13 protein-coding genes are annotated in these 14,152 nt (G+C 61.5%); 1 reads left to right on the forward strand and 12 read right to left on the reverse strand.

The genetic code is table 11. The features are described from left to right. Positions 1-16 precede the first annotated feature (16 nt). The 8 genes from ACR3FE_RS14310 to ACR3FE_RS14345 all read right to left on the reverse strand — a co-directional run bounded on the left by ACR3FE_RS14310 (position 17) and on the right by ACR3FE_RS14345 (position 9,178). Entirely contained in the window at positions 17-910 is an 894-nt protein-coding gene (locus ACR3FE_RS14310; protein ID WP_458207830.1) for an ABC transporter permease, read from the reverse strand. Further along, complete coding sequence (locus ACR3FE_RS14315; protein WP_458207831.1) at positions 907-1,836, reverse strand: ABC transporter ATP-binding protein; 930 nt, start codon at positions 1,834-1,836, stop codon at positions 907-909. The genes ACR3FE_RS14310 and ACR3FE_RS14315 overlap by 4 nt, the downstream gene beginning before the upstream one ends. Continuing rightward, on the reverse strand, positions 1,814-3,205 hold the full coding sequence (nosD, locus tag ACR3FE_RS14320; protein WP_458207832.1) for a nitrous oxide reductase family maturation protein NosD: 1,392 nt from the start codon (positions 3,203-3,205) through the stop codon (positions 1,814-1,816). The genes ACR3FE_RS14315 and nosD overlap by 23 nt, the downstream gene beginning before the upstream one ends. A 4-nt stretch (positions 3,206-3,209) precedes the next feature. Then, entirely contained in the window at positions 3,210-3,950 is a 741-nt protein-coding gene (locus tag ACR3FE_RS14325) for a hypothetical protein (RefSeq protein ID WP_458207833.1), read from the reverse strand. Between the two features lie 31 nt (positions 3,951-3,981). After that, a complete protein-coding gene (gene nosZ / locus ACR3FE_RS14330; RefSeq protein ID WP_458207834.1) occupies positions 3,982-5,988 on the reverse strand; it encodes a TAT-dependent nitrous-oxide reductase in 2,007 nt (668 codons plus the stop codon). Then, complete coding sequence (locus ACR3FE_RS14335; RefSeq protein WP_458207835.1) at positions 5,989-6,465, reverse strand: plastocyanin/azurin family copper-binding protein; 477 nt, start codon at positions 6,463-6,465, stop codon at positions 5,989-5,991. Positions 6,466-6,786: 321 nt separating this feature from the next. Further along, entirely contained in the window at positions 6,787-8,055 is a 1,269-nt protein-coding gene (hemG, locus tag ACR3FE_RS14340) for a protoporphyrinogen oxidase (protein ID WP_458207836.1), read from the reverse strand. Positions 8,056-8,065: 10 nt separating this feature from the next. Beyond that, positions 8,066-9,178 carry a TIGR04053 family radical SAM/SPASM domain-containing protein gene (locus ACR3FE_RS14345; protein ID WP_458207860.1) on the reverse strand — a complete coding sequence of 371 codons (1,113 nt, stop codon included), beginning with the start codon at positions 9,176-9,178 and terminating at the stop codon, positions 8,066-8,068. A 221-nt stretch (positions 9,179-9,399) separates the two neighbouring features. Here ACR3FE_RS14345 and ACR3FE_RS14350 point away from each other — a divergent pair, with 221 nt between their 5' ends. After that, positions 9,400-9,618, forward strand: a complete 219-nt coding sequence (locus tag ACR3FE_RS14350; RefSeq protein WP_458207837.1) for a DUF2249 domain-containing protein — start codon at positions 9,400-9,402, stop codon at positions 9,616-9,618. A gap of 9 nt (positions 9,619-9,627) precedes the next feature. Here the strand turns inward: ACR3FE_RS14350 and ACR3FE_RS14355 are convergent, their stop codons facing one another. The 4 genes from ACR3FE_RS14355 to ACR3FE_RS14370 all read right to left on the reverse strand — a co-directional run bounded on the left by ACR3FE_RS14355 (position 9,628) and on the right by ACR3FE_RS14370 (position 14,025). Beyond that, complete coding sequence (locus ACR3FE_RS14355) at positions 9,628-10,221, reverse strand: DUF7998 family protein (RefSeq protein WP_458207838.1); 594 nt, start codon at positions 10,219-10,221, stop codon at positions 9,628-9,630. 66 nt (positions 10,222-10,287) lie between these two features. Then, positions 10,288-11,646 (reverse strand): hypothetical protein, encoded by a 1,359-nt coding sequence (locus ACR3FE_RS14360; RefSeq protein WP_458207839.1) that lies wholly within the window; start codon positions 11,644-11,646, stop codon positions 10,288-10,290. A 58-nt stretch (positions 11,647-11,704) separates the two neighbouring features. After that, positions 11,705-12,373, reverse strand: coding sequence for a helix-turn-helix domain-containing protein (locus ACR3FE_RS14365; protein WP_458207840.1), 669 nt, complete (start codon positions 12,371-12,373; stop codon positions 11,705-11,707). 455 nt (positions 12,374-12,828) lie between these two features. Then, complete coding sequence (locus tag ACR3FE_RS14370) at positions 12,829-14,025, reverse strand: hypothetical protein (protein WP_458207841.1); 1,197 nt, start codon at positions 14,023-14,025, stop codon at positions 12,829-12,831. Between the last annotated feature and the right edge of the window lie 127 nt (positions 14,026-14,152).

The raw sequence follows: 14,152 nt of genomic DNA on the forward strand, positions 1-14,152 counted from the left end.
CGTGACTATCCGATACTCATCGACGTCGTCGGTCGATGGCCCACACGATACCGAAGACGGGAACGCAGATCCACGCCACCAGACCGGCTGCGAGCACCGGAACCGACAGTCCGGTTTCGGCAGCGATCGCACCCCAGCCACCGCCGACAGCGTCGAGCTGGAGCAACACCAGCACGCGGAAGACGTCGGCAGGATTGGCGATCACGAGTGCCGACAACGACGCGCCGCCCAGTTCGAACTCGGTGACGGCACCGAGTGCGAGGAGGTCGTGACCGAGCGCGAACCACGTCCAGACGAGGAGTACGGCTCCCAACGCCCGTGTTCGCTCGCTCGCCAGCGCGGAGATGAACACGCCGATTCCAAGGAACGCACAGGCCGTGCCGACCGCCGCGAGCACGAACGCGAAGTACGGCCCGAGCGCGGAGGGGCCTGCGGCCATCACCAGTGTCGCACCACCGATGCCAAAACCGACGACCATCGCCGCACTCAGCGTCGCTGCTCGACCGAGGTAGGTTCCGACCGCGATGCTCGACCGGGACGCCGGAAGCGCCAGCACGAGTTCGAGCCAGCCTCGTTCTGCTGCGCCGACGATCGCGTCGTAACTGAACGCGAGTGCGACGAGGGGAACGAGATACGTTCCAAGTTCGGTCAGACTTACGACCAGCGCAGTCACGCTCGTCGGGCCGACGTTCGATCCCGCGAACGCGACCATCCCGACCGAGAAGAGGGCGAACAACCCAGTCAGCGCCGGAACCCACCGATTGCGGAACGCGAGTCGGTACTCCAGTCCGGCGACGGTCAGTGCCTGTCGGAGCCACCCTTTCGACGTTCCCGAAATCTCCGTCACGTCCACTTCGTGAGTCGTCTGGGTGACGTGTGTCTGTGCGCCCCCCGTCTCGTTTTCGGTCATGACTGAACCTCCGCGTATCGCTGGTTGGAATCGAGAACCGACCGGAACGTCTTCCCGAGGCCGGGTTCGGCGACTTCGACGCCGTCGAGCGCGACGGCGTCGTCCAAATCGTCCAGTAGTTCTCGAACGTCCGACGGTGAACACGCCGCCGTCACCGACGAACCGCCGGATTTCACGAGCTTCCCGTGTCGGCGGACGACCGTCGTGGCGGTTTCGACCTCGCTCGCGTCGGCGAGGCGTGCAGACACCGTCACCGACTCACCGGATTCGCGTCGGAGGTCGGCGATGGAACCTGCCGTGAGGACGCGGCCACCGTGCAAGATCGCGGCGTCGTCACAGAGTTGTTCGACCTCGTCCAGGACGTGCGACGAGAGGACGACCGTGAGGTCGTCTTCTTCACCGAGTCGGTGGACGACTGCGTGTAAGGCATCCACGCCACGGGGGTCGAGTCCGGCGGTCGGTTCGTCGAGGAGGAGTACCTGCGGGCGTGCGAGGAGCGCCGTCCCGAGTGCGAGTCGACGGCACATCCCGTTCGAGTAGCCATCGACGGCGCGGTCTGCGGCGTCGGTAAGACCGACGATGTCGAGGACGTGATCGATGCGCTTCGTCTTCCCGAGATTTCGCATCCGCGCGTGGAACGAGAGCACTTCCCGTCCGGTGAGTGCGGGCGGAAATCCGGCACGTTCGGGGACGTAGCCGACTCGTTTTCGCACTCTCGCGTCGCTCGCGTCCGTGCCCGCGACCGTGACACTGCCACTGTCGGGTCGGAGGTGGCCGACGAGGAGTTTGAACAACGTGGTCTTTCCGGCACCGTTCGTCCCGAGGAGGCCGAACGTCGTCCCGGTCTCGACGGACAGCGACAACCCATCGAGGGCCATCACGTCGCCGTAGGATTTCGTTACGTCAGTGAGTTCGATTGCGTGCATAGTATCGTTTCCATGAATGGTGTGGGGGTTCCGTGAGTGGGTGGTGGTCGACGACGCCGGGAGATTCGATGAGTGGCACCGAGTTCTCGGCGAGTCGGATGGCGTCGAATGCTGGGCTGTGAGCGAAGACGCCCGCCTGTGGATTCTCCCAGACGAGACGTTCGACCAGTCCGGCGGGGCGGTGGCGCACGTCGCTCACGGCGTCTCCATCGACGTCGATGATACGTGCGTCACTCCAGTAGTTGCCCGAGGCGGTGGCGTTCCACTCGACCTGTTCGGCGATATCGACCCTGACGGGTTCGGCATTGCGGATGAAGCTGTTCCCGTAGACGCTTTCGCGGACGCTGCCTGCCGAGAGATGGACACCGATTTCGTTCTCCAGTACGAGATTATCGACGATCTCGTTCTCCAGCGAGTTGTAGACGAACAGTCCACGGACGTTGCCAACGAACGAGTTGTTTCGAATCTTCGTCTCGTCGACGCTCTTGACGAGCAGGCCGTGACCGCTCCCGCCCGAGTTGTTGAACGCCGTGTTGTTCTCGATGGTCAATCGCTGGGACACCATCAGCGCGTAGCCGACGTCGTTGTCGAATGCCGTGTTGTTTCGGAGCGTGGAGTCGTCGGTATACATGTAGTGGACGCCATACCGCAGGTCCCACATGGTGTTTCGTTCCGCGAGCACCTCGGACGACCACGAGTAGTAGAGGCCGTCACGAACGTCCGTGATGCGGTTGTCCGAGACGACGGTATTCGACGTCTTCCAGATCTGGACGCCGTTTCCACGGTAGGAGAGCGGGCGAACCGACTCCCGACCGACGATGGTGTTGTTCAGGACGCGGATGCCATCGACGCCGTCGATCCAGACACCGAACGTCGTCTCGGTCACGCGACTGTCGACGACACTGGTGTTCGTGCCGTTCACCCAGACGCCTGCATCGTTGCTCGCCGCGTCGAATCCGGAGTTCCGAACCCAGACGCGCTGCACCGTAACGTCGTCACCGTTCACCGTAAGCACGTTTCCGTGGCCGCCGCCGTCGATGACCGCGAACGACCCCGGCGTACTGGTGAGTGTGACGTTCGGCGTGTCGACGACGACCGACTCTTCGAACCGTCCCGTGAGTGTGACGGTGTCTCCGGGATCGGCTGCGTTCACGGCTTTCTGTGCGGATTCGAACTGCCGACCGTCGACGGTCGCTATCGGTCGTTCGTCCGTGGGCGTGAACGAGTATTCGTCGGGGACTGGTGCGTCGAACGCGAGTGCGTTCGATCTTCCGGCATCCGCCGCGCCCGTACCGACGACCGCGACGACGGAGACGAGCAGTGTAACGATGGCAACGAGTGCGAAACCTCGTTCGAAGGTCGTCGCCATCGAACTATCGCCCCCGCTCCGACTGTGCCGACGGACTATCGGATTTCGTTCCGCGATCCGTGAGACGCCGAATCGCGTCGGACAGCAGTTCGGGTGCGTCGGAGACCGTCGCATTCGAATCGCGCAGTCGGTAGGCGACGACGAGGAGGCCGATGGCGACCATCGCCATGTAGGCCCCCGTGCCGAACTCCGAGTAGCTCGTGAGATTGGCGACCTCGTACTTTCCCCACAGCGGCGGGGTGAACGGGTCGACGCCGATCATCGGCGCGTCGGGGTCGAGCGTGTGACCGGCCTGATACAGCCGGTACTGGATATCGATCAGCATGACGCCGAACACCGTGACGGAGCCGACGACGAGCCACTTGAGACCCCGTCCGAGCTTCTTCGTGTTCGGTGCAGCCGAGACGACGAGCGTGGCGATTGCGACGCCGACGAACGCCAGTGGTCCAAGCGACCATTCGGGGACGTCGATAGCGCGCTCGTGCACCTCGAAGTTGGGCGTCCAGTACACCGGGTCGGGGAAGTAGAACCCGATGTACTGGTTCAGCTCCGCCATCTCCCAGTAGTCGCCCGCGATACGGGGATAGGCGTACAGATGCAGGTAGAGCGGTTCATTCGGATACTGCACCGCGTGAACCGTGATCGACCACATGGGGAACGCGAGTGCGGCGACGAGCATCGTTGCCGCGATCACTGGCAGTGCTCGTCGAAGCTCCTGAAATTCCTTGAGTTTGAGACGTGTCATCCTAAATACCTCTGGAGTGGGTGGAAGGGGGTTAGTCCCGTGGTTCGACGATCATCCGCGAGCGCATCTCCAGGTGGAGCGCGCTACAGAAGTACGTACAGTAGACCCAGTAGACACCGGGCTTTTCTGCGACGAACGTCGCCTCTCTGGTGTCCTGTGGTGCGACCGCGAGATGGACGTTGTACTCGGGGATGGCGACACCGTGGACGAGGTCGCGGATTCCCTCGATGTTGGTCGTCGTCATCTTCACCGTATCTCCCTCTTTGACGGTGAAGTCCCGAAGACCGAACTCGCTCCTTTTTATCGACATCTTGACATGGACTGTCTCGTCGTTGATGCGTTCGATACTGGAGTCTTTCTCACCGATGTACTCTTTCTCGCCCTCGTAGTCTGCCTTCTCGTAGGTCACGGACGGGTCGAGCGTGTCGCGGTGAACCATGATGGCGTCGTGCGGCTCGGGATACACCGGTTCGTCTTTCACCAGTTCCATCCCTGCCTCGTCGTCACCGATGTAGATGAGCTGGTCGTTGTCCGGGTGGATCGGTCCGACCGGGAGGAACCGATCTTTCGAGAGCTTGTTCAACACGACCAGCCAGTCGCCGGTCGGTTCGGTGGACATCGCCTGCACTGCCTGGATGTGACCGGGGTTGTAGTGAACGTCGATCTTCTCGATGATCGCTTCCTCGGAGCCTTTGGGCGAGTTGACTGCTTTCTCGATGTCCCACTTGACGACCTGCGAGTCGATGAAGAGGGAGGTGTAGCCGTGGCCACGACCGTCGTAGGTCGTGTGGAGTGGTCCCAATCCGACCTTCGGTTGACCGACGATGACCTTCGCCGGGTCTTTCTCGGTCGCTAGCTTCTCGATGTCGATGATCGACACCGTCGGCGAGAGCTTTCCGGCCACGATGGCGTACTTACCGTCCGGCGTCACTTCGACACAGTGGGGACTCTTCGGCGTCGGGATGTACCGAACGAGTGGGTTCGACCCCTTGTTGAGGGGGCTATCTTTGCGCCCATCGACGACCGGCACGCCGTTTATCTTCTTGAACTTCCCAGCGTCGACGGCTTTCTGGATGGCGGGGACGTCGAACGCTTTCACGTAGTCGCGGTCGTCGTGTGTCATCTCCTCGACTTCGACACCTTCTTCGTCGTTGTACGCGCTCGCTATCGCCCACCGACCGTCTTTGTCGGTATCGAGGATGTCGAGGTTCCCGTCCACTCGAACCTGCCAGAGCACTTCCATGCTCTCGGGGTCGAGCGCGGAGAATACCGAGCCGTACTTCTCCGGTTTCTTCGCGTCGCGCCCGTCGTTGGGGAGCGGGATACGGAACTCGCTGTTTCCGAACACGTAGTCAGTGTTCGGGCTCTGGATACAGCAACCGTGGATGGCCTGGACGTTCGGGACGTTCGTGATGGCGTCCGTCTCGAAGTATTTCAGGTTGATACGCGCGATACGGCCGTTCGCCTTGTCGTTGATGTAGATGTACTTCCCGTCGTACTTGCCGTCCGTCTCGGAGAGGTTCGGGTGGTGGGAGTCACCCCAGTCGTAGCCACCCGACTCTTCCAGCATCTTGTCCGTCTCGTCGTCGAACCCGTATCCGCGTGCGGATTCCCGGTTGAAGACGGGGATACGCATCAGTTCGCGCATCGACGGAACACCGACGACGCGCACTTCGCCGGAGTGTCCTGCGCTCCAGAATCCGTAGTACTCGTCGTGTTCGCCCGGTGCGACGTGTGCGTCGGCTCCGGCGGATTTCTTCTTCGAAGCCTTCGATTTCCTGTTGACGATGCCGGAACATCCGGCGAGCGAGGTCGCGGCCCCGACGGCTATCCCCGCTTTCATGAAGTCGCGGCGTTCCAGCGAGAGACCGGGGAGGTCGAGTTTCAACCCTTTCTCGGGAGCTGGTTCGTCGACCTTCGCGAGCACGGCGTTGAGCTGTTGTTCGTACTGGTCGATGACCTTCTCCGGGTCGCCCTCGGTGCCGATGATGTTCTCGGATGTCGATTCGCTGTCGATGCCGTCGGAGGGGGAACTCATCTAGACGACCTCCACGTAGCCGACCATCCCATTCATCTCGTGGGGGATACAGTAGTACTTGTACGTCCCTTTGGTCTCGAAGGTGTGTTCGTAGCTTCCGTCTTTCGTCACGTTTCCTTTGTCGGGGTAGCCGTCTTTGGCCGCCGACTCCGAATCGAAGCCGCCCGACGCGAAGTACTTCGCGCCATCTGGAATCTCGTCCTCGTATGCGGTGACCGTGTGACCGACTGCACCGACGGTCTTCCACGTCACCGTGGTGCCTGCTTCGACCTCGATACGTTCGGGGGCGAATTTGAGTTCGTCGTTCATATCGACGACGTTGGTCTTCGTTCCGCCGCTGTCGTCGTCATTTCCGGACGAGTCTTTCGACGTATCGTCCGTCTTCTTCGAGCCGTCGTTTCCGGTCGAACCCGAACAGCCTGCCAAAGATGCGATTCCGATAGTGCCTACCGCGCGAAGTACGTTTCGTCGTTTCATCGGGGATGTCATGTTCGATTTCCAGTTAGGCGTCCGAAGATACACTACATAAAACGAGAACGCTATTCTCACCGCGCGAGAGGATAACCGAACATCTTCTCGAACCCTATATAAACTACTTTCAAACAAATGAAAAATAATATGAAATAAGGGACGACACGCCAACGAAAGCATAAACTACCGTTATAGATTGGGTCAGAGCTAAATAATCGATGCTCGTGCGCGCTTGCAACGTTGGCTTTCGAACCGACGAAAGAGATCGCCCCGACAAAAAAGAGATGGTCAGCATCCGACATCAGCAGTGAGATTCGATAACGATCCTCAGCCGTGGCGTTCGGACAGTCGTTCCGCGAGCTGTCGCGCATTCCGTACTCGACCCGGAATACCGGCACGCGAGGTGTAGTTGGTACAGAGGTGAGCCGATTCGGGAAGCGCGATATCGTCGATGGCTGTCCAACTACGGTCGTAGGCGGGCATCCCTCGCTGGAGTCGATACACCGACAACGGGCGGGCGCTGTCGCCCGTCACCGCTTCGAACTCCTCGGCGGCGACTCGTCCGAGACGGTCGTCCGACCAGTCCACGAGGGACGGATTCTTCGCACCGCCGAGATAGCACGTGTACACGCCATCACGGTTCAACAGACTGTCGTTCGCCGTGACGCCGAGTGTTCGAAACGACTCGTCGTACTGGATCTGATACCCCGCGCTGTCGAGTTTGCAGTCCGAATGGAGGTGGACGATGGCCATGGGGTTGTAGGTGAGTCGTCGAAGGGCGTCGCCCGTCTCGGCTGCAAAGGGTTTGACGAGGTCGGCTGTCACGTCTGCAGGTGTCGTGAAGACGAGTTCGTCCACGAATTGCGTGCCAGCTGACGTTTCCAGTTCGTAGCCCGATCCGTCCTGTCGAACCTCCTCGACGGGCGTTTCGAGCGAGATGCTGTCGGCATGTGCGTCGAACAACGCCCTCGGGAACGTCTGGAGTCCGTCGTCGAACGAGATAACGTCCGGCGGGTCTCGCCCCCGCAACACCGACCGGAGGACGAATTTGAGCACACTCCCGTCGATTCCCGCGTTCTTGAGCGCTCTCGCGAGGGTGTAGCGCATGTACATCTCTTCGGGATGGGAGCCGTAGAGACCGCCGTACAGTGGCCCGAAGTAGTATTCGGCGACTTCCGAACCGAACGCTCGCGTCAGGTAGGCTTCGACCGTCTCGTCTGCTCGCGGCCCGTCGGTGAACGGTTCGAGCAGGACGCGGAGCTTCGCAGGCAGCGAGATGAGATCGGTGGTAAGCGCGTCGCGCACTGACTGTGGGACGAGTCTGAGCTTCTCGTGGTGATAGATGTACAGCGGAACTTCGGCCGCGCGTCGAACGCTTCCCTCCAGTCCGAGGTCGGAGACGAGTTCTGTGATGGACGGCGTCGTGCGCGTTCGCTGTGGGCCGAAATCGAGCACTCGCCCTTCGACTCGTCGGCTTCGAATCACGCCGCCGGGTTCGTCGCTTCCCTCGAACACGACGCTATCGACGCCAGCTTGTTGGAGATAGTGGTGGAGCGTGAGTCCTCCGAGGCCACCTCCGACGATTCCGATGGTCATGGCTCGATGGTCACTCCACTACCGGGCTTTCCATGGGTGTTTGTTCGGGAAGTGGACCGTCGTAGCCCTCTGGAACGTACTGGCAAAGCGGGTCGCTTTCGAGCGGGTCGCCCGTATACGCGAACGCGCGCGAACGACTGCCACCACAGACGTTTCGGAATGGGCACGCACCGCACTTGCCCTTGAGTGCATCTGGGTTACGGAGCCGTCTGAACGCCTCGGAATCGCGATAGAGTTCGACGAGCGAATCGTCTCTGACGTTACCCGCTGACTCGGGGAGAAATCCGGACGGGTACACGTCCCCGAGGTGGCTCACGAAGGTGAACCCGTTTCCGGCCCGGATTCCGGTACGGCGACCGATGTCGTCCGTCGCGGGTGTCGCGGTGCCCGCATCTGCGCGCTTGCGTTCGAGCGCGACCCGCCGGTAGTGGGGCGCTTCGGTCGTCTTTACACCGAAAGGTGCGGTCTCGCTCACGTCGAGGAGCCACTCCATCACCCGTTCTGCTCGCTCTGGGGAGATGGGGTCGAGCACCGTCCCTCGACCCACCGGAACGAGGAAGAAGACAGACCAGAGGACGGCCCCGAGTTCGGTGACGAGGTCGCGGAGCGCGGGCAGTTCGTCCACCGTCTCGGCACAGACCGTGGTGTTGATCTGTAATGGAATCCCGGCGTCTCGAATCGCTCTGGCCGCTCGAACCGTCGATTCGAAGCTCTCATCTTCGCCCCGGAATTCGTCGTGTGCTTCCGGGGTACTGCCGTCGATGCTGAGCGCGACGCGGCGCAACCCCGCGTCGGCCAACCCTTCGATTCGGTCGCTCGTCAACGACGTCGTTCCGCTGGGTGTGAGCGTCATCCCGAGTCCCTGCTCAGCACCGTAGGCGACGAGTTCTTCGACGTCGTCGCGCATCAGGGGGTCACCGCCGGAGAGGACGACGAGTTGGCCATCACCGAATCGGCGAGCCTCGTCCAGGAGTTCCTTTCCCTCGGCGGTCGTGAGTTCGTCGGGGTGTCGCTGTGCCTGGGCGTCGGCCCGGCAGTGTTTACACGCGAGTTCACACGCCTGCGTGAGTTCCCAGACGAGGACGAACGGTCGCTGGTCGGTGTCGATGGCCTCCGGTCTCATCGTCCCCGTCCAGAACCGCATCTGATCTGTGCCGATACCCATCCCTGGAGGTCGCAAACTGACGGTCGTTTCATGGTCGAAGTTCGATGTCGAACCGTCAAAACCGTTTCCCGAACATGTTCTCTTTTCGGCACCGCGAAAATCTTCTCGCTGAACGAAACGTCGATACACGAACATGGTCGGGAGAAACCATACCCGACAACTCCACGTTGGAACTGTTGATGACCACTGAGGTTCACGAACTCGACGTGAGACAGATAGAACAGCCCTTCGACGATATCATGAGCGCAGTCACTGGGTTAAAGGGCGAGCAGACGCTCGTGCTCATCAACAGCTTCGAGCCACAACCGCTCTACAGCGTCCTCGAAAAACAGGGATTCCAGTGCGAAGCAGAAAAGATCGACGCCGACGAATGGCATATCAGCGTCACGCGAACGTAAGAAGCGTCGTCAGAACGGTGCACGCGTGCCATCGAAGGGGACGTCCGCCGTCCCGGTACCGTCTCCCTCTTTTCCATCCATCTCGCCCGCTTTCTCGTCTATCTCGTCCTGTCCCGAATCGGCGTACCGTTCAACGAGTCCATCGAGCTTCTCGTTTATCGCGTCGCTCTCGTGGTGCATCTCGTTCAGATGCACCGTGACGAGGTCGTAACCGTGTTCGTCGGGTTCACCGTTCCACGCCCGGAACGAGCCGATGGTCAGCGACGTACCCTGGGGACAGAACGGGGTCGTCGGCGTGAACTCGGCGTGGAGGACGGTCGGATCGTCGGCATCGACCGCGTATCGGAATCCGGCTCCCGTGTGGCGAACGTCGAGATTCAGCCGTGCGAGGTTGTAGCCGAACGTCGCGTCGTAGACGCCGCGACGTTCGAACACGTCGCGGGTTATCTCGTGGAATTCGACGTGGTCGTCGCCGGTGAGAACGTCGTGGTCATCGAGCACCGGCCCCGGTTCGGGGATGTGTTCCGGAACGTACTCGTCGTAGTCGTCGAACAGTGCCTCGCTATCGGTGACAGCGGAGAACGGAGAGTCGAACATACCCATAGAAGGAGAGACGGCACCGACGACACTGACTCCAACCCCGAACGTGTTCGTCTCGTTACGGGACGCTCACAGGTTGACGTCCGATTCCCGCGTCGATTCCGACACGTCGGATGTCGACCCGAGTACGAGGCGGTGAACCGGCACTGGTCCGTGTCGATGGATGACCAGCCAGATGTTCACGGCGAACAGTACGAACCCGACGAGCAACAGCGACCAGCCGATCGCTTCGATCACCACTGGAAGGTCGACGACACTCGTCAGGGCGATGGTGATGCCGCCGACGAACGTCGTGATGCCGTCGACGCGAGCGATGCGAGCGTCGTAGAGGTCGTCGACCATCGGCACCGGTTCGAATCCGAGCAGGTCGCTGTACCGTTCCATCCAGATGATGAACGGAACGATGTGATAGAGGGTTCCGAGCACGACGAAACCGACGATACCGAACAGTAGGACGGTCGTGGTCCACGACGACCCGAGGACAGATGCCCGCGAGAGTGGGTCACGGAGCCAGGCGGGAAGCGTGGCGACCGCCCAGAGAGCGAGCGACACCGCGACGATGGCGTACCGTGAGAGCATCGGCGTGCGAGGCACCTGCGTCTCGACCAGCCGCCGGGCGAGGACGATGGCGAACGAGAGCATCCCGAGCGCGATCAGCACCGCTCCGACGCGAGCGAGCGATGACTGACCGAACAGCCGTCCACCGGCGAGCGCGACGACGCCAACTGGGTAGCTTACCTCCTCGATACGCGCCAGGTAGGTGTCGATACCGTGGAGTCGAGTCTGTGTGAACATCGTCGAGAGCTGGTAGAGCGCCCCGAGGACGGTCGTCATCACCCCACCGAAGACGGCCAGTGTCGCGTGCGATCCAACGACGTTCTGGCGGGTGAGTCCGAGATCGGCGATGAACGGTGTCGTGAAATCGAGCGCGAGCAAGACACCCAGCACCGGAACGATGGCGAAGTAGCCGAGTGCGAGTGCGAAGTGACGCTCGGTCACGTCGAGCGACTGCGCCGAGAGGAGTGTCCGACCGACGTTGTAGATGAACGTCCAGAATCCGACGAGGATGACGGTTCCGAACGCGTGAAGCCAGACGAGATCGGCGGTCGCGAGGGAGGCCAGAAATCCGGCGAGGCCGCCGGCGACGAGCCAGAGTTGTAGCGACGCGAGCCGCCGCGAGTGGAGCGGTCGGCCACTCCAGACGGGAACGAACTGGGTCATCGCGCCGAGGATGGTGAGACTGATCCACCCGATGAGGAGACCGTGAACGACGATGAGATCTGCGAGACCGGGTGCGAAGTCGAGGGCTGCCGCGACGCCGGTTCCGGCGGCGACGAGGAGGAAGACCAGTGCGACGAGGAAGTGCCCGAGCGGGAGTGCCATCGGTGGTCCTCGGTCGGCGTCGATACCAGCAGGAATCGTGCTCATGGAAATTCGTTCGCGTCGCCGACCCATCGACCTGTACCCGAAGATGTTCGCCCGACGGTCAGTGTTTCAGTACTGCCGAGAGTAGCTTGGTCTGTGCCGCCGAGAGATGTTCTGCGAACGTCGACCGTGAGATGTCGAGTGCTTCGGCGACGTCACCCGCATTCGCACCTTTTGGATGGCTGAAATAGCCGAGTTCGTACGCCGTCTCGATGACCTCTCGTTGTCGGGCGGTGAGGCTCGCCCGGTCGACGAGCACGAGGTCGCCGTCCGTGTCTGCCCCAGAGTGACTCAGATGGGAGATAGAGACGGCACCGAACCGTTCTCGAAGCTCCTGGACGATTGCTTTCACTCGTCCCACTTCCGGGACGTAGAACGTGAGTACGAGCGACCCGTTCTTCGCTCGAACATCGGAGATGGGAAGCCCGAACGACTCGACGGATTCACAGACACACGGCGTAGTTTTGTCGCGTTTGAATCGGTATCGACGTTCGCCCCCCGTTCGGAACAGTTCTCGAACGTCGGTATCGGGTAGCTCTCCGGGCAGTTCATCATCGACGGTGAAATCCTCGATCACGGCACCGTCTTCCGTGGGATGTGACCGTTCGATCGTCGAGATCGACGTGTCCATCGCAGCCGACGACCGTGCGACGGGGCAGTTACCCGGTGTTGCGACGGTCAACACGGCCCGGATACTCCGATCGATCTCGGCGTCGGTGTTGGTTGCCATACCCAGAGCACTGTTTCGAAGATGCAAATACGGTCGCCGCGATTCCCGTGGGCTGAGAACGAGTGCCGTCTCCATGGTCGTCGATTTCGTGAATGCCGATGGTGCCCGGCGGCGAGAACCGCCGGGCACCATCGGCCCAGTCACCATCCAAGAAAAGCAAACTGGTTCACACTGTGCGACGAGACCGTCGAATCATCGCACTTCGAACACGAAACTTGTCTGCAAGTTGCTCCGATGGCCGGTTGGCGCACCCCACCGGGTTACCGGTGTATAGGGTTCCGTCCATCTCAGCATGCCAGTGTTACCACCGTTCCGTGTTTGCCAGTCGACTCCTCGAACGAGGAGATACTGCGATCTTGTCCGTAGGCGCGGCCCCGCGCACCTACGGTTAGACAGTGGTGCGTGTTCTCCTTCGTCTTTCTCCCGACAAATTCGGGGCATTTATCAAGGGTTTACTATCCTGACCGACGCGCGCCGATACCGACGAGCAATCGAGTGACCAGATACGCATAGCCGACTGCGCCGAGGAGTGTGAGCCCGACCCCTGCTGTGACGACCGTCGCAACACCGAAGCCGCGTCCGATGACCTCGACCGCGAGTCCACTGGCGAGTGCGGCGACGACACTCGCTGCGCCCCGCCTGCTCGCACCCGGAAACTGACCCGCCGTCGGTGGATAGAACTGGAACGCGAGGCCGACGATGATGAGACCGAGGAACCCGAGTAGATTCAACTGGCGGTGAACGGCGAGCAGTGCAGGGGTTACCTCCCCGAACGCGAACGCGACGCCAAGTGCGACGGCGATAGCTCCGGCGAAACTGCCGATGACGACCCCGTACAGGCCGATGCGGCGTCGCTCCGAGCGAACGAAACAGTAGACGGTGAGCGTCGTGAATCCGAGCATCGCCGTCGCCTCGGCGAGTGCACCGATGCGGAACCAGATATCCCCCCAGAGATGGGTCGCTATGAGGATCGGGCCGAGTGCGCCCGTCGGCAAGACGATGAAGACGAGCGGTGTCGGCGGACTCACGTCGAAGAATCGGGGTAAGAGGCGGACACCGAGCGCGAACACGAGTACGCCCGCCGCACCTGCCGCAAAAAGGTGGGTGAGTCGGGGCGGGTAGCTGCCGAGCATCGAGGGCAGGGAGGCGGAACGTGCGAGCAGTTCGTACGACCCGAGAGCGAGATACGCGAACGCGACGGGTAGGAACAGGTTTGCAAACCTGTCGGTTTGCTCGAACCCGATCCGCAACGAGGCAGTTCCCGTCTTTCGTCCGAGTGGATTGCCACGAACCGACCAGCCGAGACTGCCGAGGAAGACGACGATACCGAGTCCCCACGCACCGGCTCCGAGCAGCGGAACTCTGGACGGTACTGACCCCATCGCATCGAACGTCAGCAGCACTGTGCCGACCGTCGCCAGCAGGAAATGGACCGGCGAAGCACGTGGCACAGCCAGCACTCGCTCGAAGTAAGACGGAACGAGAAGGTACGCTTTCCCAAAGATCATGTGGAAGACGAACCCGAACACCGCGAGTGTCATCGCTGCCCGATGTGGGATGTCGACGAGCACGCCGACCTGCCACGCGACGAGATAGAATGCGCTAGCGATCGTGAATCGTCGAGACCACCGACTCGTCGTTCCGCGTGTCATATCGTTCGAGACGAGTAGCTGCTCGTTCGTCGAACTATCGATCTCGAAAACAGTCGGCGAGGCAGTAACCGGCGAGCATGGCGAGGGTCGCCGGAATCGATAGCCTCGGTCGACGTGAAGATTCCGT

Source organism: Haladaptatus rarus (genome assembly GCF_054177585.1).

Coding starts and splice junctions, on each gene's coding strand:
- ACR3FE_RS14310 (WP_458207830.1), bottom strand. CDS start 910: ATGACCGAAAACGAGACGGGGGGCGCACAGACACACGTCACCCAGACG.
- ACR3FE_RS14315 (WP_458207831.1), bottom strand. CDS start 1,836: ATGCACGCAATCGAACTCACTGACGTAACGAAATCCTACGGCGACGTG.
- nosD (WP_458207832.1), bottom strand. CDS start 3,205: ATGGCGACGACCTTCGAACGAGGTTTCGCACTCGTTGCCATCGTTACA.
- ACR3FE_RS14325 (WP_458207833.1), bottom strand. CDS start 3,950: ATGACACGTCTCAAACTCAAGGAATTTCAGGAGCTTCGACGAGCACTG.
- nosZ (WP_458207834.1), bottom strand. CDS start 5,988: ATGAGTTCCCCCTCCGACGGCATCGACAGCGAATCGACATCCGAGAAC.
- ACR3FE_RS14335 (WP_458207835.1), bottom strand. CDS start 6,465: ATGAAACGACGAAACGTACTTCGCGCGGTAGGCACTATCGGAATCGCA.
- hemG (WP_458207836.1), bottom strand. CDS start 8,055: ATGACCATCGGAATCGTCGGAGGTGGCCTCGGAGGACTCACGCTCCAC.
- ACR3FE_RS14345 (WP_458207860.1), bottom strand. CDS start 9,178: ATGAGACCGGAGGCCATCGACACCGACCAGCGACCGTTCGTCCTCGTC.
- ACR3FE_RS14350 (WP_458207837.1), top strand. CDS start 9,400: ATGACCACTGAGGTTCACGAACTCGACGTGAGACAGATAGAACAGCCC.
- ACR3FE_RS14355 (WP_458207838.1), bottom strand. CDS start 10,221: ATGGGTATGTTCGACTCTCCGTTCTCCGCTGTCACCGATAGCGAGGCA.
- ACR3FE_RS14360 (WP_458207839.1), bottom strand. CDS start 11,646: ATGAGCACGATTCCTGCTGGTATCGACGCCGACCGAGGACCACCGATG.
- ACR3FE_RS14365 (WP_458207840.1), bottom strand. CDS start 12,373: ATGGCAACCAACACCGACGCCGAGATCGATCGGAGTATCCGGGCCGTG.
- ACR3FE_RS14370 (WP_458207841.1), bottom strand. CDS start 14,025: ATGACACGCGGAACGACGAGTCGGTGGTCTCGACGATTCACGATCGCT.